The 25087-nt window shown below is 58.5% G+C and carries 21 protein-coding genes; 12 read left to right on the top strand and 9 right to left on the bottom strand.

The window, feature by feature from the left end; all coding sequences use genetic code 11:
* The first annotated feature begins 37 nt into the window (after positions 1-37).
* The 3 genes from PI91_RS19185 (at position 38) to ypfH (ending at position 3622) form a co-directional block, all read left to right on the top strand.
* The gene (locus PI91_RS19185) at positions 38-907 is read left to right on the top strand and encodes a neutral zinc metallopeptidase (RefSeq protein WP_008501630.1); all 870 of its coding nucleotides are present in this window, start codon (positions 38-40) and stop codon (positions 905-907) included.
* The gene (locus PI91_RS19180) at positions 907-2853 is read left to right on the top strand and encodes a tRNA(Met) cytidine acetyltransferase TmcA (RefSeq protein ID WP_039266832.1); all 1947 of its coding nucleotides are present in this window, start codon (positions 907-909) and stop codon (positions 2851-2853) included. The genes PI91_RS19185 and PI91_RS19180 overlap by 1 nt, the downstream gene beginning before the upstream one ends.
* A gap of 73 nt (positions 2854-2926) precedes the next feature.
* Positions 2927-3622, top strand: a complete 696-nt coding sequence (gene ypfH, locus PI91_RS19175; RefSeq protein WP_039266831.1) for an esterase — start codon at positions 2927-2929, stop codon at positions 3620-3622.
* A gap of 38 nt (positions 3623-3660) precedes the next feature.
* Here the strand turns inward: ypfH and PI91_RS19170 are convergent, their stop codons facing one another.
* From PI91_RS19170 to PI91_RS19160, 3 genes are read right to left on the bottom strand one after another with little or no spacing between them, the layout of a single operon-like run.
* Positions 3661-3858: a YpfN family protein gene (locus PI91_RS19170; RefSeq protein ID WP_008501627.1), complete on the bottom strand. Its 198-nt coding sequence runs from the start codon at positions 3856-3858 to the stop codon at positions 3661-3663.
* A 24-nt stretch (positions 3859-3882) separates the two neighbouring features.
* A complete protein-coding gene (dapE, locus tag PI91_RS19165) occupies positions 3883-5010 on the bottom strand; it encodes a succinyl-diaminopimelate desuccinylase (protein WP_008501626.1) in 1128 nt (375 codons plus the stop codon).
* 10 nt (positions 5011-5020) lie between these two features.
* On the bottom strand, positions 5021-5371 hold the full coding sequence (locus PI91_RS19160) for an ArsC family reductase (RefSeq protein ID WP_025912785.1): 351 nt from the start codon (positions 5369-5371) through the stop codon (positions 5021-5023).
* Positions 5372-5758: 387 nt separating this feature from the next.
* Between PI91_RS19160 and ypfM the strand changes: the two genes are divergently transcribed.
* Positions 5759-5818: a protein YpfM gene (gene ypfM, locus PI91_RS25845; RefSeq protein WP_015572204.1), complete on the top strand. Its 60-nt coding sequence runs from the start codon at positions 5759-5761 to the stop codon at positions 5816-5818.
* A 108-nt stretch (positions 5819-5926) separates the two neighbouring features.
* Here the strand turns inward: ypfM and acrD are convergent, their stop codons facing one another.
* Positions 5927-9040: a multidrug efflux RND transporter permease AcrD gene (gene acrD, locus PI91_RS19155; protein ID WP_039266829.1), complete on the bottom strand. Its 3114-nt coding sequence runs from the start codon at positions 9038-9040 to the stop codon at positions 5927-5929.
* Between the two features lie 142 nt (positions 9041-9182).
* Positions 9183-10877, bottom strand: coding sequence for a nitrate/nitrite two-component system sensor histidine kinase NarQ (gene narQ / locus PI91_RS19150; RefSeq protein ID WP_039266957.1), 1695 nt, complete (start codon positions 10875-10877; stop codon positions 9183-9185).
* Positions 10878-11029: 152 nt separating this feature from the next.
* On the opposite strand from narQ, the gene aegA reads away from it, so the two are divergent.
* The 3 genes from aegA (at position 11030) to PI91_RS19135 (ending at position 14814) form a co-directional block, all read left to right on the top strand.
* The gene (gene aegA / locus PI91_RS19145) at positions 11030-13009 is read left to right on the top strand and encodes a formate-dependent uric acid utilization protein AegA (protein WP_039266828.1); all 1980 of its coding nucleotides are present in this window, start codon (positions 11030-11032) and stop codon (positions 13007-13009) included.
* Positions 13010-13075: 66 nt separating this feature from the next.
* The gene (gene nudK / locus PI91_RS19140; RefSeq protein WP_025912781.1) at positions 13076-13669 is read left to right on the top strand and encodes a GDP-mannose pyrophosphatase NudK; all 594 of its coding nucleotides are present in this window, start codon (positions 13076-13078) and stop codon (positions 13667-13669) included.
* A 101-nt stretch (positions 13670-13770) separates the two neighbouring features.
* Positions 13771-14814 carry a DUF1176 domain-containing protein gene (locus PI91_RS19135; protein ID WP_008501620.1) on the top strand — a complete coding sequence of 348 codons (1044 nt, stop codon included), beginning with the start codon at positions 13771-13773 and terminating at the stop codon, positions 14812-14814.
* Positions 14815-14910: 96 nt separating this feature from the next.
* Here PI91_RS19135 and tkt read toward each other — a convergent pair whose 3' ends face one another.
* Together tkt and tal are read right to left on the bottom strand one after the other, a co-directional pair.
* Positions 14911-16899 carry a transketolase gene (gene tkt / locus PI91_RS19130; RefSeq protein ID WP_008501619.1) on the bottom strand — a complete coding sequence of 663 codons (1989 nt, stop codon included), beginning with the start codon at positions 16897-16899 and terminating at the stop codon, positions 14911-14913.
* Positions 16900-16918: 19 nt separating this feature from the next.
* On the bottom strand, positions 16919-17869 hold the full coding sequence (gene tal / locus PI91_RS19125; protein ID WP_039266826.1) for a transaldolase: 951 nt from the start codon (positions 17867-17869) through the stop codon (positions 16919-16921).
* A gap of 289 nt (positions 17870-18158) precedes the next feature.
* Here tal and maeB point away from each other — a divergent pair, with 289 nt between their 5' ends.
* Positions 18159-20438 (top strand): NADP-dependent oxaloacetate-decarboxylating malate dehydrogenase, encoded by a 2280-nt coding sequence (maeB, locus tag PI91_RS19120; RefSeq protein WP_008501617.1) that lies wholly within the window; start codon positions 18159-18161, stop codon positions 20436-20438.
* Between the two features lie 79 nt (positions 20439-20517).
* Here maeB and hemF read toward each other — a convergent pair whose 3' ends face one another.
* Both hemF and amiA read right to left on the bottom strand, forming a co-directional pair.
* On the bottom strand, positions 20518-21417 hold the full coding sequence (gene hemF, locus PI91_RS19115; RefSeq protein WP_023344644.1) for an oxygen-dependent coproporphyrinogen oxidase: 900 nt from the start codon (positions 21415-21417) through the stop codon (positions 20518-20520).
* Entirely contained in the window at positions 21417-22292 is an 876-nt protein-coding gene (gene amiA / locus PI91_RS19110; RefSeq protein ID WP_008501615.1) for an N-acetylmuramoyl-L-alanine amidase AmiA, read from the bottom strand. Before amiA ends, hemF begins: the two co-directional genes overlap by 1 nt.
* Before the next feature lie 212 nt (positions 22293-22504).
* On the opposite strand from amiA, the gene PI91_RS19105 reads away from it, so the two are divergent.
* The 4 genes from PI91_RS19105 (at position 22505) to PI91_RS19090 (ending at position 24997) form a co-directional block, all read left to right on the top strand.
* A complete protein-coding gene (locus PI91_RS19105; protein ID WP_008501614.1) occupies positions 22505-22930 on the top strand; it encodes a GNAT family acetyltransferase in 426 nt (141 codons plus the stop codon).
* A complete protein-coding gene (locus tag PI91_RS19100; RefSeq protein WP_025912779.1) occupies positions 22917-23366 on the top strand; it encodes a DUF2919 domain-containing protein in 450 nt (149 codons plus the stop codon). The genes PI91_RS19105 and PI91_RS19100 overlap by 14 nt, the downstream gene beginning before the upstream one ends.
* Positions 23367-23429: 63 nt before the next feature.
* A complete protein-coding gene (locus PI91_RS19095; protein ID WP_021241797.1) occupies positions 23430-24005 on the top strand; it encodes an RpoE-regulated lipoprotein in 576 nt (191 codons plus the stop codon).
* Positions 24006-24097: 92 nt separating this feature from the next.
* Positions 24098-24997 (top strand): Dyp-type peroxidase, encoded by a 900-nt coding sequence (locus PI91_RS19090; protein WP_023294250.1) that lies wholly within the window; start codon positions 24098-24100, stop codon positions 24995-24997.
* Positions 24998-25087 lie beyond the last annotated feature (90 nt).

The following is a 25087-nucleotide window of genomic DNA, read 5'->3' as shown; positions in this document are numbered from 1 at the left end:
ATCATAGCTATTATAAATGGAATAGTTAGAGGTGGTTATGCGCTGGCAAGGGCGTCGTGAAAGTGACAATGTAGAAGACAGACGCAGTGATGGCGGCGGCGGTCCTTCCATGGGCGGACCGGGCTTCCGCTTACCCAGCGGCAAGGGCGGTATCATTCTGCTGATTGTGGTGCTGGTCGCGGGCTATTACGGCGTCGATCTCACCGGGTTAATGACCGGTCAGCCGCTGCAACAGCAGCAGCATTCTCAGCGCTCCATCAGCCCGAATGAAGATGAAGCGGCCAAATTTACCTCCGTGATCCTCGCCACAACGGAAGACACATGGGGTCAGCTGTTTGAGAAGATGGGGCGTACCTACCAGCAGCCGAAGCTGGTGATGTACCGGGGCGCAACCCGCACCGGATGCGGCACCGGGCAGTCCGTGATGGGGCCGTTCTACTGCCCGGCGGACGGCACCGTCTATATCGATCTCTCCTTTTACGATGACATGAAACGCAAGCTTGGCGCTGACGGTGATTTTGCCCAGGGTTACGTTATCGCGCATGAAGTCGGCCATCACGTGCAAAAGCTGCTGGGAATTGAGCCAAAAGTGCGCCAGCTGCAGCAAAATGCTTCGCAGGCTGACGTGAATCGCCTGTCCGTTAAAATGGAGCTGCAGGCGGACTGCTTCGCGGGCGTCTGGGGCCACAGCATGCAGCAGCAGGGCGTGCTGGAATCCGGCGATCTTGAGGAGGCGCTGAATGCCGCTCAGGCAATCGGTGACGACCGTCTTCAGCAGCAGAGCCAGGGGCGCGTCGTGCCGGACAGCTTCACTCACGGTACCTCGCAGCAGCGCTACAGCTGGTTTAAACGCGGTTTCGACAGCGGCGACCCGGCGCAGTGTAATACCTTCGGTAAAGCGATGTAATGCTGGCGTTTGATCAGCAGATACGCGAGCTTGAGCGCACCGGTCATCGTCGGCTGGTGGTGCTCAGCGGTGAGACGCAGTGGACGTTGAGTCAGGCGGCTGACCTGCGTAATACCCTGCCGGGAGACTGGCTGTGGCTGGATGACATTCCCTCAAAAACCCTCAGCGGACTGCTGGGACGCGAATACCTTCACGCCGTTTTTGACGCGCGCGCCGGGTTTGACGTCTCAGCCTTCGCCGCGCTCAGCGGAACGCTGCGCGCCGGAAGCCTCCTGGTGCTGCTGGTTCCTCCGCTTGCTGACTGGGCCGACAGGCCAGACAGCGATTCTTTGCGCTGGAGCGACAGCGCGGAGCCGATCGCCACTCCATACTTTGTGCACCACTTCTGCCGGACGCTTGCCGCCGATTCGGATGCGATTGTCTGGCAGCAGCATCGTCCTTTGTCCGTTCCCGTTGCGCCGGATTTACCCGCCTGGCAGCCTGCCAGCGGCGCACCGCAGCGCGAGCAGGCGGAGATCCTCGACGCGCTTCTGACCATGCCTGCGGGCATCGCTGCCGTAACGGCACCGCGCGGGCGCGGAAAGTCAGCGCTGGCGGGGATGCTGCTCAATAGCATTCAGGGGAGTGCGGTGGTCACGGCACCGGCTAAAGGGGCAACGGATGTCATTGCGCGCTTTGCGTGCGAGCATTTCCACTTTATGGCCCCGGATGCGCTGCTGGCCTCCACGCTGCAGGCCGACTGGCTGATTGTCGATGAAGCGGCTGCCATCCCGGGCCCGCTGCTGGAGAAGCTGGTGACGCGCTTTACGCGCGTATTATTAACCACCACGGTGCAGGGCTATGAAGGGACGGGCAGGGGCTTCCTGCTGAAGTTCTGCGCGCGTTTCAGCGGACTGCGGCATTATGCCTTATCGACCCCCATTCGCTGGGCCGCCGGATGTCCGCTTGAGCGGTTCGTGGCAAATGCTCTGTTATTTGATGATGCGCTTATCGATCGCAAACCGGAAGGTGAGGTTCGTATAACGCCGCTGGCGCCGCGGATGTGGGAGAGCGACCCGGCACGCGCGGCAAGCGTTTATGAACTGCTGTGTGCTGCACACTACCGCACGTCACCACTCGATTTACGCCGGATGATGGACGCGCCCGGCCAGCACTTTGCTGTTGCAGAGACGGGGGCTGATATTGCAGGCGCGCTCTGGCTGGTGGAAGAGGGCGGGTTGTCACCGGAGCTTAGCCGCGCCGTGTGGGCGGGATACCGGCGTCCACGCGGGAATCTCGTGGCGCAGTCGCTGGCGGCGCACGGCGGCTCTCCGCTCGCGGCGACGCTGAAAGGGCGACGGGTTAGCCGCATTGCGGTTCACCCCCTGCGCCAGCGGGAAGGCATCGGGCAACGGCTTATCCTTAGCGCCAGCGGGGAAGATTATCTGTCGGTGAGTTTTGGTTATACCGACGAGCTGTGGCGTTTCTGGCAGCGGTGCGGGTTTGTGCTGGTGCGGATGGGGAGCCATCGGGAAGCCAGCAGCGGCTGCTACACGGCGATGGCGCTGCTGCCGCTGAGCGAGGCCGGGCGTCGGCTGTGCGCGCAGGAACATCACCGTTTATGCCGGGATATGCGCGTCCTGTCGGCCTGGAACGGTGAAAAGATCTCGGTGGACGACGGCTGGGAAGCTACCCTTAATAGTGATGACTGGCGGGAGCTGGCGGGGTTTGCTTTTGCCCATCGCGCGTTTTCAACCTCGGTTGCCGCGCTGACGCGGTTGTTGCTCAATGTTGATATGCCGCTTCCGGCCCTGCGGGGGAAACTAGCAGGGAAAACGGATGAGCTCGGGCGAAAAGCGTTGCTGGCAAAGCTGCGCTCTGAAACCGCGCAAGCGCTTGAAAGCCTTGATTATCCCCGCTGCCAGCAGTTGAAGGAAGCCATTTTGCAATGGCAATTTTTTCAATGACTTCTTCAGTAAAGTGGCATGGTCATTCCCGCCGGGAGGCGTAGAATCCAGGTCATCTATTAAGGAGACCACCATGAAACATGACCATTTTGTTGTTCAAAGCCCTGACAAACCGGCTAAACAGTTACTGCTTCTGTTTCATGGGGTTGGCGATAATGCCGTCAATATGGGGCAGATTGGCAGCTGGTTTGCGCCCGTTTTCCCGGAAGCGCTGATTGTCAGCATCGGCGGCGTAGAGCCATGCGGCCCGAATGGGCGCCAGTGGTTCTCGGTTCAGGGCGTGACGGAAGAGAACCGTCAGGCGCGTATCGACGCCATCATGCCGACCTTTATCGACGTCGTCCGCTACTGGCAGCAGCAGAGCGGCGTAGGAGCCGAAGCGACCGCGCTGATTGGCTTCTCGCAGGGGTCAATCATGTCGCTGGAAAGCGTAAAGGCACAGCCGGGTCTGGTTTCACGGGTGATCGCGTTTAACGGCCGTTTTGCGACGTTACCAACAAGCGCAACCACGCAGACCACGATCCACTTAATCCACGGCGGTGAAGACCGGGTGATTGAGCTCTCGCATGCGGTTGCTGCCCAGGAAGCGCTGATGCGTGAGGGTGGGGATGTGACGCTGGATATCGTTGACGATCTGGGCCACGCCATTGACGACCGCAGCATGCAGTTTGCGCTTGACCATCTGCGCTATACTGTACCGAAGCACTACTTTGATGAAGCGCTCAGCGGCGGCAAGCCGGATAATGATGATATTGTTGAGTTTATGTGAGGTTATCCCCTCTCCACAGGAGAGGGGATACAGACCGATTACTTCTTCTGATCCTTCTTCGGCCAGTCGTCGTCATCGTCCCACTTGTCGTTGAAATCACGGTGCGGGGGAAGATCCGGCTTGTTGGCGAGAAATTTTTTATGGTCCACGCGCTTAAGGTCTTTAATCACGTTAAGCAGTACGCCGACCAGAAAAACCAACACCAGAACCCACCAGTACTTTGAAAGCCAATCCATTCGCTATTCCTCTCAGAGCGTTCGTCAGGCGACGATTTGCTCCATAATACGTTGATACATACGGGCCAGCAGTTGTAAATCTGCCGCATTGACACACTCATTTATTTTATGAATGGTTGCGTTCACTGGCCCCAGTTCGACAACCTGAGCACCCATACGGGCGATAAAGCGTCCGTCTGAGGTGCCACCCGTTGTCAGCAGCTGTGGCTTAATTTCATTATAGTGCTCGATGGCGTTCACCACCGCATCCACCAGTTTACCGCGCTGCGTCAGGAACGGCTGGCCGGAAAGCCACCACTCCACGGTGTAACGCAGCTGATATTTTTCCAGCAGGGCGATAACGCGCGCCTTGATCATCTCATCGGTCAGCTCAGTGCTGAAGCGGAAGTTGAACTGGACGACGTAATCCCCCGGGATCACGTTATTGCTGCCGGTCCCGGCCTTGACGTTCGCAATCTGCATGCTGGTCGGCGGGAAGAACTCGTTGCCCTTATCCCACTCAATCGCCACCAGCTCGCTCAGCATTGGCGCGGCGCGGTGGACCGGGTTATCGGCCAGATGCGGATACGCAACGTGCCCCTGAACGCCGTGAATGGTCAGGTTACAGGTCAGCGAGCCACGGCGACCGTTTTTGACGACGTCACCCACCACTTCGGTACTGGACGGCTCACCGACCAGGCAGTAGTCGAGACGCTCGTTGCGTGCCATCAGCGCTTCGACGACCTTCACGGTGCCGTTGTGCGCGCTGGCTTCTTCGTCGGAGGTGATCAAAAACGCGAGACGGTTTTTGTGATTCGGATGCTGCGCCACAAAGCGCTCTGCCGCCACGACCATCGCCGCCAGAGAGCCTTTCATGTCTGCCGCGCCGCGACCAAACAGCATGCCATCGCGAATGGTCGGCTCAAACGGCGGGTTAATCCAGCGATCCGCGTCACCGGCGGGAACGACGTCAGTATGCCCGGCGAAGGCCAGCGTTTCGCCCTGTCCGCGCCACGCCCAGAAGTTCTGGGTATCGCCAAAGTCCATGCGTTCAACGGTAAAACCGATGGCACGCAGGCGTTCAATCATAAGAGCCTGACAACCTGCGTCGTCCGGGCTAAGGGAAGGACGGCGAATAAGCTGCTGAGTCAGCTCAATGACCGGGCATGACATAAACTACACCTCAACGAAAAAAGTCGGAATAAAGGGTTTCACTGAAACCCAGCAGCATAGGCTGCCCTGGCGCGCAGAGCAATGGGCGTTTGATAATTGCCGGCATCTCGAGCATCAGTTTTGCCGCGCTGTCGGCATCGGTGATGCTGGCGCGCAGAGAGTCGTCCAGTTTACGCCAGGTGGTGCCGCGGGTGTTCAGCAGGGCTTCCCAACCCAGTTCGTGGATAGCGCTATGCAGAAATTCTGCATCGAGCCCGTCGGCACGGTAATCGTGGAAGCGGTACTCCACGCTGTTAGCGTCCAGCCAGCGGCGGGCTTTTTTGATGGTGTCGCAATTTTTAATGCCGTACATCACAACCATGGTGAATCCTTTTGATGTTCTGATAATTAAATGTTCAGTAAATTCGAAGATATATCCTTAAGTGGAATATAACACATTCAGGAATTGTCTGGATTAATACGTCTTCTTAATTCGACTCACAACTGTACGCTGAATATTCTTTCATCATTTAAGCATAGATGTCCATTAACTTTAAAAATCCAATAAACTCAGCCAATAAAATAAAACTCACCCGTTCGTAGGGTTATTTCAAAATATTGCTGGCCGTCACAAAAAATTGAGGGCTCTCCGTTCATATTTATCATAAATCCCCGCAGGACGTAGGGTACAATCACAGCAATTGGTTAAATAGTCTTCACAATGATGGTACGTTTTTGTAGAATGCGCATAATAATAAGAGAGGTTGTTATGATTGAACGTGAACTGGGGAACTGGAAAGATTTTATCGAAGGCATGCTTCGTAAATGACATTCAGTAAGAATTGCAAGAGCACTAAAATAAGTAAAATAACCATAGTGTGAATTAATCACACAGTAAAAAGGCGGCCGATAAAGCCGCCTTTTTTATTTCACCCACTTACTCAGGACGTTCCTTTAGCGGGAAGCGGCGACGCACCAGCACAAAGAACAGCGGAACGAAGTAAATGGCCAGAACGGTGGCCGAAATCATGCCGCCCATCACTCCCGTTCCGACGGCATGCTGGCTGCTGGAACCTGCACCGGTGCTGGTCGCCATCGGCAGTACACCAAAAATAAACGCCAGCGAGGTCATCAGGATCGGACGCAGGCGCTGACGGCAGGCGTGCAGCGTGGCGGCCATCAGCTCGTGGCCTTTGGCATTCATCTCGTTGGCAAACTCAACGATCAGAATGGCGTTTTTCGCCGACAGCCCAATGACGGTGAGCAGGCCCACCTGGAAGTAGACATCGTTCTCCAGGCCGCGCATCCACGTTGCGAGCAGCGCACCGATAACCCCAAGGGGCACGACCAGCATGACCGAGAACGGGACCGACCAGCTCTCATACAGTGCGGCAAGGCAGAGGAAGACCACCAGCAGCGAGAGCGCGTAAAGGGCGGGGGCCTGCGCCCCTGAGAGACGCTCCTGGTAAGACATGGCCGTCCACTCGAGACCAAAACCGGCGGGCAGCTGTTGCACCAGTTTTTCCATGGTGTCCATGGCGGTACCGGTGCTGACGCCCGGTGCGGCTTCCCCGACGATTTCAACCGCAGAGTAGCCGTTATAGCGTTCCAGGCGTGGCGATCCGCTCTCCCAGTGCGAACTGGCAAAGGCGGAGAACGGCACCATGCCGCCAGCATTATTTCTGACAAACCAGCGGTTAATATCATCCGGCAGCATGCGGAACGGCGCGGCGGACTGGACATACACTTTTTTCACGCGGCCGCGATCCATAAAGTCATTCACATAGCTCGACCCCCACGCCGTTTGCAGGGTGTCGTTGATATCGTTGATCGACACACCCAGCGCCTGCGCCTTACGCTGATCGATATCCACCTGAAGCTGCGGGCTGTCGTCGAGGCCGTTATGGCGAACGCGGGTCAGGCCGGGATCGTTGCCTGCCAGCGCTAACAGCTTATCGCGTGCCGCCATCAGCGCCGTGTGGCCCGCCCCGGCGTGATCCTGCAGCTCCATATCAAACCCGGCTGAACTGCCCAGGCCGCTTATCGCCGGTGGGCTGCTGGCAAAGACGCGCGCTTCTTTGATGTGCGCAAAGGCTTTTGTCGCACGTTCAATGATGGCAAACGAGGTGCCCGTCCGGGTATCGCGTTCGTCCCAGTCCTTCAGGCGGACAAACATGCGGGCAACGTTCTGCCCGTTTCCGCCCGGGCCGGAACCGACGGTGGAGAAGACCGAGACAACGTTATCTTTCTCTTTGGTGAAGAAATACTGTTCCACTTTCTGCACCACTTTCAGCGTCTGCTGCTGCGTTGCGCCGCTCGGAAGCTGCACCGAGGTGGTGAACATCCCCCGGTCTTCCATCGGCAGGAACGAGGTGGGCAGGTGCAGGAACAGCCACACCATCCCGCCCAGCAGCACAACGTAAATCATCATCCAGCGCAGGCTGCGGTGCAGTACGCGACCCACGGCAGATTCATAGCGCGCGGCGTTGCGGTTGAACATCCGGTTAAACCAGCCGAAGAACCCTTTCTGCCCGTGATGCTCCCCTTTGTGCAGCGGTTTCAGAATGGTGGCGCACAGCGCGGGGGTGAGGATCAGCGCGACCAGCACGGAGAGCACCATCGCCGAGACGATGGTGATCGAGAACTGGCGATAAATCGCCCCGGTGGTGCCGCCAAAGAAGGCCATCGGGATAAAGACGGCCGACAGCACCATCGCAATCCCGACCAGCGCCCCCTGAATTTGCCCCATGGACTTGCGCGTCGCCTGGCGCGGAGAGAGCCCTTCTTCGCTCATGATGCGCTCGACGTTTTCAACCACCACGATGGCATCATCCACCAGAAGGCCGATCGCCAGCACCATCGCAAACATCGTCAGGGTATTAATGCTGTACCCGAACGCGTAAAGCACCGCAAAGGTCCCCAGCAGCACCACGGGGACGGCAATGGTGGGGATCAGCGTCGCGCGGAAGTTTTGCAGGAACAGGTACATGACCAGGAACACCAGCGCGATGGCTTCGAGCAGAGTCTTCACCACGTCCTCAATGGAGGCTTTAACGAAGGAGGTGGTTTCATAGGCGACTTTGTACTCCAGCCCGTGCGGGAAATACTGCGACAGCTCGTCCAGACGGTCTAACACCAGTTTTGCCGTCGCCATTTCGTTCGCGCCGGAGGCCAGCTTAATCCCCAGACCGGAGGCCTGCTTGCCGTTAAAGCGGCTCAGGTAGTCGTATTTCTCCGCCCCCATTTCCACCGCGGCGACATCGCCGAGACGCACTTCCGACCCGTCCTGATTCACGCGCAGGGTGATATTGCGGAACTGGTCCGGCGTCTGCAGCAGGGATTGCGAATTAATGGTGGCGTTCAGGGCTTGCTTATCAACGGAAGGCGTTCCCCCCAGTTGCCCCACGGCAATCTGGGCGTTCTGGGCTTTAATGGCATCCGTCACGTCGGTTGCCGTCATCTGGTAGCTGTTCAGCTTGTTGGGATCGAGCCAGATACGCATGGAGTACTGTGAGCCGTAGGCGTCGATATCCCCGACGCCGTTGATACGGCTGATGGGATCCTGAATATTACTGGCGACGTAGTCCGCGATGTCCTGTTTATCCATCGAGCCATCTGTCGAGACAAACGCGATGGTCAATATGTTGGTATCGCCGGTTTTACGCACGGTCACGCCCTGGTTTTGCACCGCCTGGGGCAGCTTGCGCATCGCCGACTGCAGCTGGTTTTGGACCTGCTGCACCGCTTCGTCTGGGTCGGTGCCCGCCTTAAAGCTCAGGGTGACCGTCGCCTGTCCCGTGGCGCTGCTTTGTGAGGACATGTACATCAGGTTATCCAGACCCGTCATGTTCTGCTCGATAACCTGCGTCACGGTATTTTCCAGCGTCTGTGCCGATGCGCCGGGGTAGTTTGCGGTGACGCGCACGTTCGGCGGTGCCAGGTCGGGGTATTGCTCAACGGGAAGTGACGTAATCGCCAGGACACCTGTCAGACACAACAGGATGGCAAGCACCCAGGCAAAAATGGGGCGATCGATGAAAAAATTCGCCATGAAAGTGTGACCTCGTTTTGCTACACGTCATTATTGTTTATTGCCCGCATAACTTTAGCGGTAAGGCCCAGGTCAAACGTGGAGAAATAAAGGAGATAGTGTAAATTATCATGCGCTTTTCCCTGCGCTTCCCTCTTTACCGTTATTTACCCGTTAACGGCGTGGGCGCCGGAAACGTCACGCTGACCAGCGTGCCGCCGTTTTGCGGCTGTGAAAAGTGCAGCACTCCTCCAAGCCGTTGCGCGCGTTCGCGCATAATGTTCAGACCGTAATGTCCCGGCGGCTCGCTGGCCTCGCCAATCCCGATGCCGTTGTCGCGAATGCTGACGCTGTGCGTACCGTCCGCTGCGGTCACGCAGCTCACGGTGATCTCGCTGGCCTGCGCGTGCTTAATGGCGTTCAACACCGCCTCACGCACGATCTGTAACAGGTGCACCTGCTTTTGCGCGTCGAGCGCCAGCGAGGAGAGGCGGCAGTCGAGATGCAGTTTCGCCTGCGTCTGGCTCTGCAGGACATCGAGTGACTCCTGCAGCGCCGCGGGTAAATTCGCGTGGTTCAACGTCAGGCGGAAGGTAGTCAGCAGCTCGCGCAGCTGCTGCCAGGCATTGTTCAGCTCGCGGGAGAAGTCGGTGATAATGGCCTGCGCTTGGGTATTTTCTTCCGGCACGGCGCGTTTGAGCAGCGCAAGCTGAATGCGCAGATACGACAGCACCTGCGCCAGCGAATCGTGCAGCTCGCGGGCAATAGTGGCGCGCTCTTCCATCAGCAGCAGCTGCTGGTAATGCTTTTGCGCCTGGTTAAAGTACAGCCCGCGCCCGAGCATGGTCGCCACGCTTCTCATCAGCGGAAGGGGGACGCTGTCCGCCTCGCTTTGCCAGCGCAGCTCGCCGTAGAGCGTGTCCTGCATCAGTACCGGCAGGTTTTGCAGAGGGATACCCTCAGCCTCCGTCCCTTCGCATAGCCGCCAGTCGTCGCTGGTGCGCAGTTCCAGATAATTCATCTGCGTATAGTCATGGACAATCTGCAGGATATGCCGGAAACAGTGGCTGTCAATCTGGCCGGTATTGAGCGCCTGCGAGCACTTGAACAGCATGTCGAGCTGCTGGTGGGCTTCGTGCAGGTGCCGCGTCTTTTCCGCAACCGAGGCTTCGAGCGAACGGTAGAGTGTATCAAGCTCGGCCGACATGTGGTTAAAGGCGCGCGAAAGCTGGCCCAGCTCGTTCGGCAGGGCGCTATCCGGCGCAGGGGTGGCAAACTCGCCGCGCTCAATGCGTTCGCTGGCCGCCACCAGGTTATTCAGCGGCAGCACCACCTGACGACGGATGCGTCGCAGGGTAAACAGCGTCAGCAGCAGGATCCCGAGTGCGCCAGCCAGCGAGAGCAGGGTGACCGTTTGAATTTTATGTTCGGTGTAGTGCTGGAGGGCGAGCACAAAGGCATCAATGCGGCCCACAAAATCCTCAATATTGCGTTGATACCACGCGCTGTCGCCGCGGGCGATATGCGCATCCATCTCCTGCCAGGCCACATGCAGTTGCTGATAGCGTGCTTTCACATTGTCCGGGACGTACCAGCGATCCAGCTTCTGCAGGGCAGGCGCGCCGAGCGTCTGTTGCCAGCTCTCGCGATGTGCCGCAAGGGAAGGGCTGTTTCGCTGCATCTCGTAGCCCAGACGATAGCTCTGCATGCGCAGTGAGCCAGCGATGTTGATGGCTTCGGCATCGCGCTGGCTGCTGGCCAGCGTCAGCAACGCGACGGTGCTGCTGAGTACGGATAGGGCAATGATCGAAAAGAAAGCCCAGGCAAGGCTTCCGGAAACGGGTCGTTTAACGGTCACAGAACGGCTCTCTGAATAAAATTGATCTGCCACAGGTTCACTGGAAATAATTGGGCGCTTCAGGCATTTGAACATTGCCCGAACGCACCGTGATGCGTAAATACCATACTCTTATAAAGAGAAAGGTTATTGAACCAAAAACAGGTGTGGTTATGAATCGTTTTATTATGGCTAACAGCCAGCAGTGCATTGGGTGTCGCGCCTGCGAAGTCGCCTGCGTGATGGCGCACAACGATGAGCAGCATGCCCTGAGCGAGCGCCATTTTCATCCCCGTATCACGGTCCTGAGATCCGGCGAGAAGAGCCACCCCGTGACCTGTCATCATTGCGAAAATGCACCCTGCGCGCAAAGCTGCCCGAACGGCGCCATCAGCAAATGCGATGACAGCGTACAGGTGAATCAACAAAAATGCATCGGCTGTAAGGCCTGCGCGGTGGCCTGCCCGTTTGGCACGATGGAGATTATCGTCACTCCGCTCGACAATGGCAGCGTGAAGGCCTCGGCGAATAAATGCGATCTCTGTCTGACGCGTCCACACGGCCCGGCCTGTATCGAAAATTGCCCGGCGGATGCCCTCTCCCTGGCGACGCCCGCCGCGCTGGAAAACCTGGCGAAATCGCGCCGACAGCGCACGGCCTGCCTGGAGGCACAGCCCTGGCATGGTGCCGAGGCCGTCAGCGTGGACGCGCCGCGTACCAAACTGCAGCAGATGCAAACGACCCCGCCCCGCGGCGAGCCCGACAAGCTGGCTGGCGCAGAGCGCGTGGGCCATTTTAACGAAATTTACCTGCCGTTCCGGGCCGAACAGGCCGCCCGCGAGGTGTCGCGCTGCCTGAAGTGCGGAGAGCACAGCATTTGCGAATGGACCTGCCCGCTGCACAACCACATCCCGCAGTGGATTGAGCGCCTCAACGCGGGGGATATCACCGGCGCGGCCGAGCTTTCTCATCAGACCAACTGTTTACCTGAAATTACCGGTCGCGTCTGCCCGCAGGACCGGTTATGCGAGGGAGCCTGCACGCTTCGTGACGCGGCGGGGGCCGTGACGATCGGCAACATCGAGCGCTACATCTCCGATCGGGCGCTGGCGATGGGCTGGCGGCCGGATATGTCCGCCGTCACGCCGTCAGGTAAACGTGTCGCGATTGTCGGCGCGGGGCCCGCCGGGCTGGCGTGCGCCGACGTGCTGGCGCGCCGCGGCGTGAGCGTGACGGTCTATGACCGGCATCCGGAGATCGGCGGTTTGCTGACCTTTGGCATCCCGGCATTTAAGCTCGATAAATCGCTGCTCGCGCGGCGCAGAGAGATCTTTACCGCGATGGGGATCCGCTTCGAGCTGAGCTGCGAGGTGGGCCAGGACGTGTCGATGTCGCAGCTCAAGAGCGATTACGACGCCCTGTTTATTGGCGTGGGTACCTATCGTTCGATGAAGGCGGGTATCCCGAACGAGGATGCGCCAGGGGTCTACGACGCGCTGCCTTTCCTGGTGGGCAACACGCGGCATGTTATGGGGCTGGAGGCGACGGCCAGCGAGCCGTTCATCGACACCCGTGGCCTGAACGTGGTGGTGCTGGGCGGAGGCGATACCGCGATGGACTGCGTCCGCACGGCGTTACGTCACGGCGCGGCGACGGTCACCTGCGCCTATCGTCGGGATGAGGCCAACATGCCGGGCTCGAAGAAAGAGGTGCAGAACGCCAGAGAAGAGGGGGCGTCATTTGAGTTTAACGTCCAGCCGGTTGAGCTGACGCTGGATCCGAACGGTAAGGTCAACGGTATCCGGATGCTGCGTACCGCGCTCGGTGAGCCGGATGCGCAGGGGCGTCGTCGGCCCGTTCCGGTGGCGGGCAGCGAGTTTGTGATGGCCGCGGATGCAGTCATCATGGCGTTTGGCTTTAATCCGCACGCGATGCCGTGGCTGCAGGCGCAGGGTGTCGAAACGGATGACTGGGGGCGGATCGTGGCCTCGGTCGAGAGCCGCTACCGTTATCAAACAACCAACCCGCAGATCTTCGCCGGGGGCGATGCGGTACGCGGCGCGGATCTGGTCGTCACCGCGATGGCGGAAGGGCGTCATGCCGCGCAGGGGATACTCGACTGGCTGGGAGTGGATGTACCACAACATCATTAATCCGGCGGACGACAAAGCGGGATTCACGGCGTAGTATAGGACGACTCATTGTGCCGTGGAGCCCGTATGACCCTGAAAATTGACGTTATCAAAGACAAAATTCTCTCTGAAAACTACTTTGTCCTGCGTAACATCACCTATGATCTTACACGTAACAACGGTGAAGTGATCCGCCACAAGCGCGAGGTCTATGACCGTGGTAACGGAGCAACCATTCTGCTCTATAACCGTGAAAAGCAGAGCGTGGTGCTGATCCGTCAGTTCAGGGTGGCAACATGGGTCAATGGCAATCCTGACGGACGTCTGATTGAAACCTGCGCGGGCCTGCTCGATGACGATGAGCCGGAAGTCTGCATCCGCAAAGAGGCCGTCGAAGAGACCGGCTTTGAAGTGGGCGAGGTCAAAAAGGTCTTCGAGCTGTACATGTCCCCGGGCGGCGTGACGGAAATTGTCCATTTCTTCATTGCTGAATACAGCGACGCACAGCGCACGCACCGGGGCGGTGGCGTAGAGGATGAAGATATCGACGTGCTGGAGCTTCCTTTTGCCCGAGCGCTGGAGATGGTGCGTTCAGGCGAAATCAGGGATGGTAAAGCGGTGATATTGCTGCAGTATTTACAGACAACCGGGCTGATGAACACCCCTTTCGAACGGATATAGCCTGTTTTTCAGGTATATCTGATAAATCCGATTGAGCAACCCCGGCGGGAACACGAAGATACTGCCCTGTTATGCGTTTTCGTTCCGGGATTGTGTCATTCATGCGCTACAGCGTCTTTTTATTTTCCCTGTTTTGTGTGCTCCTCGCGCCGCAGGTGCGGGCTGCACCCGCGCAGCAAGCCTTCTCTGACTGGCAGGTGACCTGCAATAACCAGAACTTTTGCCTTGCCCGCAACACGGGCGAACACCGCGGTCTGGTCATGACGCTCACCCGGAGCGCCGGGGCGAAAACGGATGCCACGCTGCGTATCGATCTCGGCGGTCTTGATACCCCCTCCGTGAAAGAGCCGGATATTGCCCCGCGGCTGCTGCTGGATAATGTTCCCCTGAAGCTCGACAAACAGCGCTGGCAGCTCACCCCCTGGCATCTGAAAACGGACGATGCGGCCACCATCACCGCCTTTCTGAAAAACATCCAGGAAGGAAAAGCCCTGACTCTGCGAGGCGGTAAGCAGGTGATTTCACTGGCCGGTCTGAAAGCCGCGCTGCTGTTCATTGATGCCCAGCAAAAGCGCGTTGGCAGCGAAACCGCGTGGATCAAGAAAGGTGACGATCCGCCGTTAAGCGTGCCGCCCGCACCTGCCCTGAAAAAGGTGGCGATCGTTAATCCTACCCCAACGCCGCTTTCCCATGCCGAACTGAACGATCTGCTGGATTATGGTACCGGCAGGATGAACAGCAGCCAGTGTTCGCTGGATCCTAACCGTCGCGAAGTGCGCGTCACCGCGTTAACCGATGACAAAGCGCTGCTGATCGTTAGCTGCGAGGCGGGGGCCTATAACACGGTCGATCTGGCGTGGCTGGTGTCACGTAAAAAACCGTTCTCTGCCCGCAGCGTGAGGCTGCGTCTGCCGTTTACGCCGTCAAGCGACAGCAGCGAAATCGAGCTGATGAACGCCAGCTTTGATGAAAAGACGCGCGAGCTGACCACGCTCTCGCTGGGGCGCGGTATGGGGGATTGTGGGATCCAGACGCGCTGGCGGTTTGACGGCCAGCGTTTCCGCCTGGTGCGCTATGCCGAGGAACCCAGCTGTGATAACTGGAATGGGCCAGACGCCTGGCCCACGCTGTGGATCACCCGGTAGCTTTTTGCCGGGTGGCGCTGTCGCTTACCCGGTCTACGGTTTGGTGGTTTTGTAGGCCGGGTAAGGCGTAGCCGCCACCCGGCAACGCAGACCGCACTAAATCACGCTCAGCGCCTTCTCTACCACGTTCTCAACGGTAAAGCCGAAGTACGGGAACAGCTTGTCGGCAGGGGCGGACTCGCCGTAGCCCCGCATGCCCACAATCGCTCCTTTGAGCCCGACATACTTGTACCAGTAGTCGGCAATACCGGCCTCCACCGCCACGCGCGCCGCGACGTTAGAGGGCAGCACCGATTCCCGGTACGCCTCGTCCTGGGCGTCAAAGATATCCGTTGAGGGCAGGGACACCACGCGCACCGCGTGGCCTTCGGCGGTCAGTTTTTCCGCCGCTTTCACCGTGATTTCCACCTCGGAACCGGTCGCAATCAGGATCACGTCCGGCTTGCCGCCGCTGTCTTTCAGGATATAGCCCCCGCGGGCAATGTTTTTCACCTGCTCCGGCGTGCGCTCAATCTGCGTCAGGTTCTGGCGTGACAGGATCAACGCCGTCGGGCCGTTATGGCGTTCTACCGCCAGCTTCCAGCCCACTGCCGCTTCGACCTGATCGCAGGGGCGCCAGGTGCTGAAGTTGGGCGTTAAACGCAGGCTCGCCAGCTGTTCCACCGCCTGGTGGGTGGGGCCGTCTTCTCCCAGACCGATGGAGTCGTGGGTATAGACCATAATCTGCCGCGCCTTCATCAGCGCTGCCATGCGCGCCGCGTTACGGGCGTACTCGACGAACATCAGGAAGGTGGCGGTGTAGGGTACGAAGCCGCCGTGGTGGGCGATGCCGTTGGCGATCGCGGTCATCCCGAACTCGCGCACGCCGTAGTGGATATAGTTCCCGGCAATATCCTCCTTCAGCGATTTCGAGCCCGACCAGATGGTCAGGTTACTCGGTGCCAGGTCCGCTGAGCCGCCCAGCAGCTCAGGAAGGAGAGGGCCAATCGCATTCAGGGTGTTTTGCGACGCCTTACGGGTGGCGATTTTTGCCGGGTTGGACTGCAGGTTTTCAATCAGCGCCTGGGTTTTATCGTCCCAGTCCTCCGGCAGACCGCCGCTCATGCGCCGGGAAAACTCGGCGGCCAGTTCCGGGTACGCTTTTTTGTAGGCGGCAAATTTCTCGTTCCAGGCCTGCTGGGCTTTCTCACCGTCTTCACGGGCATCCCACGCCCGGTAGATCTCTTTCGGGATTTCAAACGGCGGGTACTTCCAGCCCAGCTTCTGCCGGGTCAGCGCCACTTCTTCGTCACCCAGCGCCGCGCCGTGCGCCTCTTCTTTACCCGCCTTGTTCGGTGAGCCGAAGCCGATAACCGTGCGGCAGATAATCAGGGACGGTTTGTCCTTCACGCTCTGCGCTTCCTGAATCGCTTTTTTCACCGCCTCAGGATCGTGGCCGTCGATCTCGTGCACCACGTGCCAGTGGTAGGCCTCGAAGCGTTTTGCCGTGTCGTCGGTAAACCAGCCCTCGGTTTCACCGTCGATGGAGATGCCGTTGTGATCGTAGAAGCCAATCAGCTTGCCGAGCCCCAGGGTGCCCGCCAGGGAGCAGACCTCATGGGAAATCCCCTCCATCAGGCAGCCGTCACCCATAAACACGTAGGTGTAGTGATCGACAATCTCGTGGTCCGGCTGGTTGAACTGTGCCGCCAGCGTACGCTCGGCAATCGCCAGCCCGACCGCATTTGCCAGCCCCTGACCGAGCGGCCCGGTGGTGGTTTCCACGCCCGGCGTATAGCCAATCTCCGGGTGCCCCGGGGTTTTGGAGTGCAGCTGGCGGAAGTTTTTCAGCTCCTCAAGCGGCAGATCGTAACCGGACAGGTGCAGCAGGCTGTAAAGCAGCATCGAGGCGTGGCCGTTGGAGAGAATAAAGCGGTCACGATCGTACCAGGTGGGATCGTTAGGGTTGTGCTTCAGGAAGTCGTTCCACAGCACTTCGGCAATATCGGCCATGCCCATCGGTGCGCCGGGATGGCCAGAATTGGCTTTCTGCACGGCATCCATGCTGAGGGCGCGGATGGCATTGGCGAGCTCTTTACGGGACATAGTTCACTCCGTGGCAAGGTTAAAGTTTGGCAGCGAGAAGATCTTCAAGTTTGCGCTGGTCGACAGCGAACAGGCGGATACCTTCCGCCAGTTTTTCCACGGCCATGGCGTCCTGATTGTGCTCCCAGCGGAATTCGGCTTCGGTCATGGCTTTCGGTTTTGGCAGAACGGTAGAGGTGGGGATCAGCTTGCGGATGACCGTCTCTTCTTTGTCCTGTAGCTCCTGGAGCAGGTTAGGGGAGATGGTCAGGCGGTCGCAGCCCGCCAGGGCGAGGATCTGCTCGGTACGGCGGAAGCTGGCCCCCATCACGATGGTTTCGTAGCGATGCTGTTTGTAGTAGTCGTAGATATTGCGCACCGATTTCACGCCCGGGTCCTCATCCACCACGTACGGATCCATCGGCTGTTTCGCCTGGTACCAGTCGTAGATGCGGCCAACAAACGGTGACACCAGGAACACGCCCGCTTCGGCACAGGCGCGCGCCTGGGCAAAGGAGAACAGCAGCGTCAGGTTGCAGTGAATTCCCTCTTTTTCCAGCACCTCTGCCGCGCGGATGCCTTCCCACGTCGACGCCAGCTTGATCAGAATGCGTGATTTATCGATCCCCTGCTCCCGGTAGAGTTCCACCAGGCGGCGAGCCTTGTTGATGCTCTTTTCTTTATCGAACGAAAGGCGTGCGTCAACTTCGGTCGAGACGCGCCCCGGAATGCTTTTAAGAATTTCCGCACCAAAATTAACTGCCAGCTTGTCGCTGGCTTCGGCGACCTGCTGCTCCTGCGTCTTCCCGCGCTGTTTACCGTAGGCAATGGCGTCATCAATCAGATGACTAAAATGGGTAAGCCCGGCTGCCTTGAGCAGTAGCGAAGGATTGGTGGTCGCATCCTCCGGCTGATAGTGGCGAATCGACTCGATATCGCCGCTGTCTGCCACCACCGTGGTGAATTGTTTGATGCCGTCTAGCTGGTTCATAAATGATTACTCCTTGGAAATAAAAGCGTTAGCTGAGTGCGTTAGTTCACACTTCTGAGAAAATCATGATGGACTTAACAAAAAAGCATAGCAGACGGGGGAGGCATTGCTTTTGAGACGGGTAACATGGCTGTTATAAATTGATAACAATTTTTAATGTGTGATGGTGAGAGTTTGGCAGCCTTCAAAGTTTAGGAGGCGGCCAGAGGCGATACTAGGCGGCACACCAGGGTGTGCAACCGGATCGTTTTCGTCACCCTTTTGACCGATACGTGAAAGGAAAAATAAGATGGATGAGCAGTTGAAACAGAGTGCCCTCGATTTTCACGAGTTCCCTGTCCCGGGCAAAATTCAGGTCTCCCCAACCAAGCCGCTGGCGACACAGCGCGATCTGGCGCTGGCCTACTCGCCGGGCGTGGCGGCCCCGTGTCTGGAGATCGAAAAAGATCCGCTGGCGGCCTATAAATACACCGCTCGCGGCAACCTTGTTGCCGTGATCTCTAACGGCACGGCGGTACTGGGTCTCGGTAACATCGGCGCGCTGGCCGGTAAGCCGGTGATGGAAGGCAAGGGGGTGCTGTTCAAGAAATTCGCCGGTATCGACGTGTTTGATATCGAGGTGGACGAGCTCGATCCTGACAAATTCATCAACGTGGTGGCCGCGCTGGAGCCGACCTTCGGTGGGATCAACCTGGAAGACATCAAAGCGCCGGAATGTTTCTATATCGAGCAGAAGCTGCGCGAGCGTATGAACATTCCCGTGTTCCATGACGACCAGCACGGTACGGCCATTATCAGCACCGCCGCCATTCTCAACGGCCTGCGCGTGGTGGAGAAAAATCTCTCCGACGTGCGCATGGTGGTCTCCGGCGCTGGCGCCGCGGCCATCGCCTGTATGAACCTGCTGGTGGCGCTGGGTATGCAGAAACACAACATTGTGGTCTGCGACTCCAAGGGCGTGATTTACAAAGATCGCGAGCCGAACATGGCGGAAACCAAAGCCGCGTATGCGGTAGAAGACGACGGCAAGCGCACGCTTGAGGACGTGATCGACGGCGCGGATATCTTCCTGGGCTGCTCGGGTCCGAAAGTGCTGACCCAGGAGATGGTGAAGAAGATGGCGCGCGCGCCGATGATCCTGGCCCTGGCGAACCCTGAGCCGGAAATTCTGCCGCCGCTGGCGAAAGCGGTGCGTGAAGACGCCATTATCTGCACCGGGCGTTCCGACTACCCGAACCAGGTGAACAACGTGCTCTGCTTCCCGTTCATCTTCCGCGGCGCGCTGGACGTCGGCGCGACGGCGATCAACGAAGAGATGAAGCTGGCCGCGGTGCACGCCATTGCGGAGCTGGCCCACGCCGAGCAGAGTGAAGTGGTTGCCTCAGCCTATGGCGATCAGGATCTGAGCTTTGGCCCGGACTACATCATTCCAAAACCGTTCGACCCGCGCCTTATTGTCAAAATTGCCCCTGCGGTGGCAAAAGCGGCGATGGATTCCGGCGTGGCGACGCGTCCGATTGAAGACTTCGACGCTTACGTCGATAAGCTCACCGAGTTTGTCTATAAAACGAACCTGTTCATGAAGCCGATCTTCTCTCAGGCGCGCGCCGACGCGAAGCGCGTGGTGCTGGCGGAAGGGGAAGAGGCGCGCGTGCTGCACGCCACCCAGGAGCTGATCACCTTAGGCCTGGCGAAACCAATCCTGATTGGTCGTCCGAGCGTGATTGAAATGCGTATCCAGAAGCTGGGCCTGCAGATTAAGCCGGGCGTCGACTTCGAGATCGTCAACAACGAATCCGATCCGCGCTTCAAAGAGTACTGGAGCGAATACTACGCGATCATGAAACGCCGGGGGATCACCCAGGAGCAGGCGCAGAAAGCCGTCATCAGCAACACGACGGTGATCGGCGCGATCATGGTCCATCGCGGCGAGGCGGATGCGCTGATCTGCGGCACCATCGGCGACTACCACGAGCACTTTAGCGTGGTGCAGGAGATCTTCGGCTATCGCGACGGCGTCCATACCGCCGGGGCGATGAACGCCCTGCTGCTGCCGAGCGGGAACACCTTTATCGCTGACACCTATGTTAACGACGATCCGAGCCCGGACGAGCTGGCGGAGATCACCGTGATGGCCGCCGAGACCGTGCGCCGCTTCGGTATCGAGCCGAAGGTGGCGCTGCTGTCGCACTCGAACTTTGGTTCGTCTAAATCCGCGGCGGCGTGCAAAATGCGTGAGACGCTGGCGCTGGTGCGCGAGCGCGCGCCGGAGCTGATGATTGACGGGGAAATGCACGGTGATGCCGCGCTGGTAGAGAGCATCCGCAACGAACGTATGCCTGACAGCCCGCTGAAGGGATCGGCGAACATCCTGATTATGCCGAATGTGGAAGCGGCGCGTATCAGCTATAACCTGCTGCGCGTCTCCAGCTCTGAAGGGGTGACCGTAGGACCGGTGCTGATGGGCGTGGCGAAACCGGTGCATGTGTTAACGCCGATTGCCTCCGTGCGCCGTATCGTGAATATGGTGGCGCTGGCGGTGGTTGAGGCGCAGACGCAGCCGCTGTAAGCATTGTGAGTCGGGTGGCGCGTTCGCTTACCCGACCTACAGGTTGAGCAGGCCGGATAAGCGCAGCGCCATCCGGCAGTTAAACCCAGTCGCGTACTTTAAGGAACTCACTCAAGGCAGCCTCCGGGCTGCCTTCTTTTGGCTCGTAGCAGTACTCCCAGCGCACCAGCGGCGGCATCGACATCAGAATCGACTCCGTGCGCCCGCCGGTCTGCAGGCCAAACAGCGTCCCGCGATCCCATACCAGGTTGAACTCCACGTAGCGCCCGCGACGGTAGAGCTGGAACTCGCGCTCGCGCACGCCATAGCTGGTGTCTTTACGGCGTTCGACGATGGGCAGGTACGCGTCGGTATAGCCTTCGCCCACCGCGCGCATAAAGCTGAATGCGGTATCAAAATCAGGCGTGTTGAGATCGTCAAAGAACAGCCCGCCGATGCCGCGCTGCTCGTCGCGGTGCTTCAGGTAAAAGTAGTCATCGCACCACTTTTTAAATTTCGGGTAAATGTCTTCGCCAAACGGCAGGCAAAGATCCCGCGCGGTGGTGTGCCAGTGCACGGCATCCTCTTCGAAGCCGTAGTAGGGCGTCATGTCGAAACCGCCGCCAAACCACCAGACCGGATCGGCCCCCGCTTTTTCCGCAATGAAAAAGCGCACGTTGGCGTGGCTGGTCGGCACAAACGGATTGTGCGGATGCACCACCAGCGAAACGCCCATCGCTTCGAAGCTGCGGCCCGCAAGTTCAGGACGGTGTGCCGTCGCAGACGCGGGCATCGCGTCGCCATGAACGTGGGAAAAATTCACGCCCGCCTGTTCGAAGATGCCGCCGTTACGCAGCACGCGGCTACGCCCGCCGCCGCCGGCTTCGCGCTGCCAGTTGTCTTCCTGAAATTCTCCGCCGTCAGCGGCGGCCAGTTTCTGGCAAATCTCATCCTGTAACTGCAGCAGGAAGGTTTTGACCAGTTGAGCATTGGGTTTCATCAGCGTTTCCTGGAGTGCGCTTTTTGGTTATCAAACCAGTTGAAGTAACTGATAATGCCGGAGGCGATGGCGTTGGCGATCTTCTGACGAAACGCCGTAGTGCCGAGGAGTCGCTCCTCTTCCGGGTTGGTAATGAACGAGGTTTCCACCAGCACGGACGGGATAGACGGTGATTTCAACACCACAAACGCCGCCTGTTCGGTGCTCCTGCTGTGCAGGCGATGCACTGGCTTAATCTTCTTCAGGATGTGCGAGCCGAGCGTCAGGCTGTTTTTGATCGTATCCGTCTGCACGAGGTCGAACAGCACCTGCTGTAGCAGGTGGTCTTTGTCGGTGGCTTTTTTCCCGGCGACTTCATCCGCCCGGTTTTCGCGGTCGGAGAGGTATTTTGCCATGGCGCTACTGGCGCCGCGGTTGGACAGCGCAAACACCGAGGCACCGGCGGCAGACGGGTTGGTAAAGCCGTCCGCGTGAATCGACATAAACAGATCCGCCCCGTGCTGGTGGGCGATTTCTACGCGATCGTACAGCGGAATAAAGGTGTCGCCAGAGCGCGTCAGACGCGCGTCAATGCCGTTGCTGCGTAAAATCGCCCGCACATTTTTTGCAATCGCCAGCACGACGTGTTTTTCTTTCGACCCGTTTTTGCCGATGGCGCCGGTATCAATACCGCCGTGGCCCGGGTCGAGCATCACCAGGCGCTTTGCGCCCGGCTTTTTGGTTTTCGGTTTGCTGTGTCCGTTACTGGTTTTAAGCGTGCTCTCGTCTTTTGCCTGAGCCTGCTTTGCGATGCCCGTTAACGTTAAGGCCGCCAGCCCCGCTTTGAGAACCTGACGACGCGATGTGAGTGCTTTTAATGGTTTGAATGTGCTCATGCGGCCTGAATACTAAAAAAAGGGGTCCTGGTGTTATATCGTATCGCGTTTAGCGTTACGACAGTCCTTATTGAGAATTGTTTTACTTTTCATTTCAATACGTGACAAAGTGACATTATGCCAAATTTTGGCGAGATTTTCCCCGGTTATTGGCTAAAGGCGTGGTTCGCGCCATAATCACTGTTTTTAAACCCGAAAAGGCGGTTAATACCATGGAGATACGCGTTTTTCGCCAGGAAGATTTCGAAGAGGTGATCACCCTTTGGGAGCGCTGCGATCTGCTGCGTCCGTGGAACGATCCGGAAATGGATATCGAACGTAAGGTGAATCACGACGTCAGTCTGTTTCTGGTTGCGGAAGTCAATGGCGAGGTTGTGGGGACGGTGATGGGCGGTTATGACGGCCATCGCGGCTCGGCCTATTATCTGGGCGTTCATCCGGAATACCGTGGTCGCGGTATTGCCAATGCGCTGCTCAACCGGCTCGAGAAGAAGCTGATCGCCCGCGGCTGTCCGAAAATCCAGATCATGGTGCGGGAAGATAACGACGTGGTGCTGGGCATGTATGAACGCCTGGGCTACGTACACGCTGACGTGCTGAATTTAGGAAAGCGTCTCATCGAAGATGAAGAGTACTGAGATTCATCCGGCAGATTATGACGCGCAGGGTCGCGTCAGGCTGCCCTTTTTATTCTGGTGCGTTCTGCTGCTTCAGGCCCGCACCTGGGTGCTGTTTGTAATGGCCGCCGCGTCGCGCGGGCAGGGCGACACGCTGCTGACGCTCTTTTATCCCGATCACGATGCCTTCTGGCTCGGCTTGCTGCCGGGCGTACCGGCGGTGGTGGCTTTCTTGTGCAGCGGTCGGCGGCACGTAATCCCGCGCTTGTGGCGCGCGCTTCGCGGGCTGCTGATCCTTGCCCAAATTGCGCTGCTCTTCTGGCAGCCGGTACTCTGGTGGTACGGTGAACCGCTGACGGGCATCGGCGTTGCGCTGGTGGTTGCCGATATCGTGGCGCTGATGTGGCTGCTGACCAACCCACGTCTTCGCGCCTGTTTTGTGCCTCAGGATGATTAATCCGGCACTTTTTGCCGATGTCGCACTCCAACAAGCGTTGATTTAACACGTAAGGACGTTTCAATGAAATCGCTGCGTTTAGTTTTATGCGCTCTTCCGCTGGCATTGACCGGCTGTTCGACGCTCTCCTCCATTAACTGGTCTGCTGCGTATCCGTGGAACTGGTTTGGCTCATCAACGGAAGTGACCGAGCAGGGCGTGGGGAAAATTACCGCCGCGACGGCGCTGGATCAGAATGCTATTCAGGATGCGCTCAGCAGTGACTACCGCCTGCGCAGCGGCATGAAAACAGAGAATGGCAATATAGTGCGCTATTACGAGGCGCTGAAGGGCGACAAGCTGGCGCTGGCGATCAACGGTGACAAAGGCACGGTAAACCGGATCGCGGTGATGGATGAAGATATTCCGACCGCCAGCGGCGTGAAGGTCGGGACGCCGTTTAGCGATCTTTATAAGCAGGCCTTTGGCAACTGCACCAGCGTGCCATCCGACGATGAAGTGGCGGTGGAGTGTAAGGCGGAAGGCAGCCAGCACATCAGCTATGTTTTTACCGGCACCTGGAGCGGCCCGGAAGGGTTGATGCCGTCTGACGACACCCTGAAGAGCTGGAAGGTGAGCAAAATACTCTGGAAGCAGTAATTTGCGCCTGAACAAACCGCCTCGCTGAAATCCGGGTATAATAGCCGCCATCAATGCCACGCTGACGTGGCATCTTTATTTCAGGAGGAGCGATGTCTCAGGTTCAGAGTGGCATTTTGCCAGAACATTGCCGCGCGGCGATTTGGATTGAAGCCAATGTCAAAGGGGACGTGGATGCCCTGCGTGCGGCCAGCAAAGCGTTTATTGATAAACTGGCGACCTTCCAGGCCAAATTCCCGGAAGCCCACCTCGGCGCCGTTGTTGCATTTGGTAATAACGTCTGGCGTCAGCTGAGCGGCGGTGAAGGGGCAGAAGAGCTGAAGGACTTCATTCCTTACGGCAAAGGCCTTGCACCTGCGACCCAGTACGACGTGCTGATCCATATCCTTTCTCTGCGTCACGACGTGAACTTCTCGGTTGCGCAGGCGGCGGTGGCGGCCTTTGGCGACAGCATCGAGGTGCAGGAAGAAGTTCACGGTTTCCGCTGGGTAGAAGAGCGCGATCTGAGCGGCTTTGTCGACGGAACCGAAAACCCGGCGGGTGAAGAGACGCGTCGTGAAGTCGCGGTAATCAAAGACGGCGTGGACGCGGGCGGAAGCTACGTGTTCGTGCAGCGCTGGGAGCATAACCTCAAGCAGCTTAACCGCATGAGCGTGCATGACCAGGAGATGATGATTGGCCGCACCAAAGAAGCTAACGAAGAGATCGACGGCGATGACCGTCCGGTCACCTCGCACCTGACCCGCGTTGACCTCAAAGAAGACGGCAAAGGGCTGAAGATTGTCCGCCAGAGTCTGCCGTACGGTACCGCAAGCGGTACGCACGGCCTCTACTTCTGCGCCTACTGCGCGCGCCTGCATAACATTGAACAGCAGCTGCTGAGCATGTTCGGCGATACCGACGGCAAGCGCGACGCCATGCTGCGCTTCACCAAACCGGTGACCGGCGGCTACTACTTCGCGCCGTCCGTCGAGCGTCTGCTGGCGCTGTAAAACCGCTTTCCATACGTAGGCCGGGTAAGCTTTAGCGCCACCCGGCAATTTTCCCCGCCCCCTTATTCCCTTTTCTGCTTCTAAATCACC

Source organism: Enterobacter sp. FB (assembly GCF_000805795.1).
GTDB lineage: Bacteria > Pseudomonadota > Gammaproteobacteria > Enterobacterales > Enterobacteriaceae > Enterobacter > Enterobacter roggenkampii.
The sequence above is the reverse complement of the archived record's forward strand: the minus strand, read 5'-3'. Positions and strand labels throughout refer to the sequence as shown.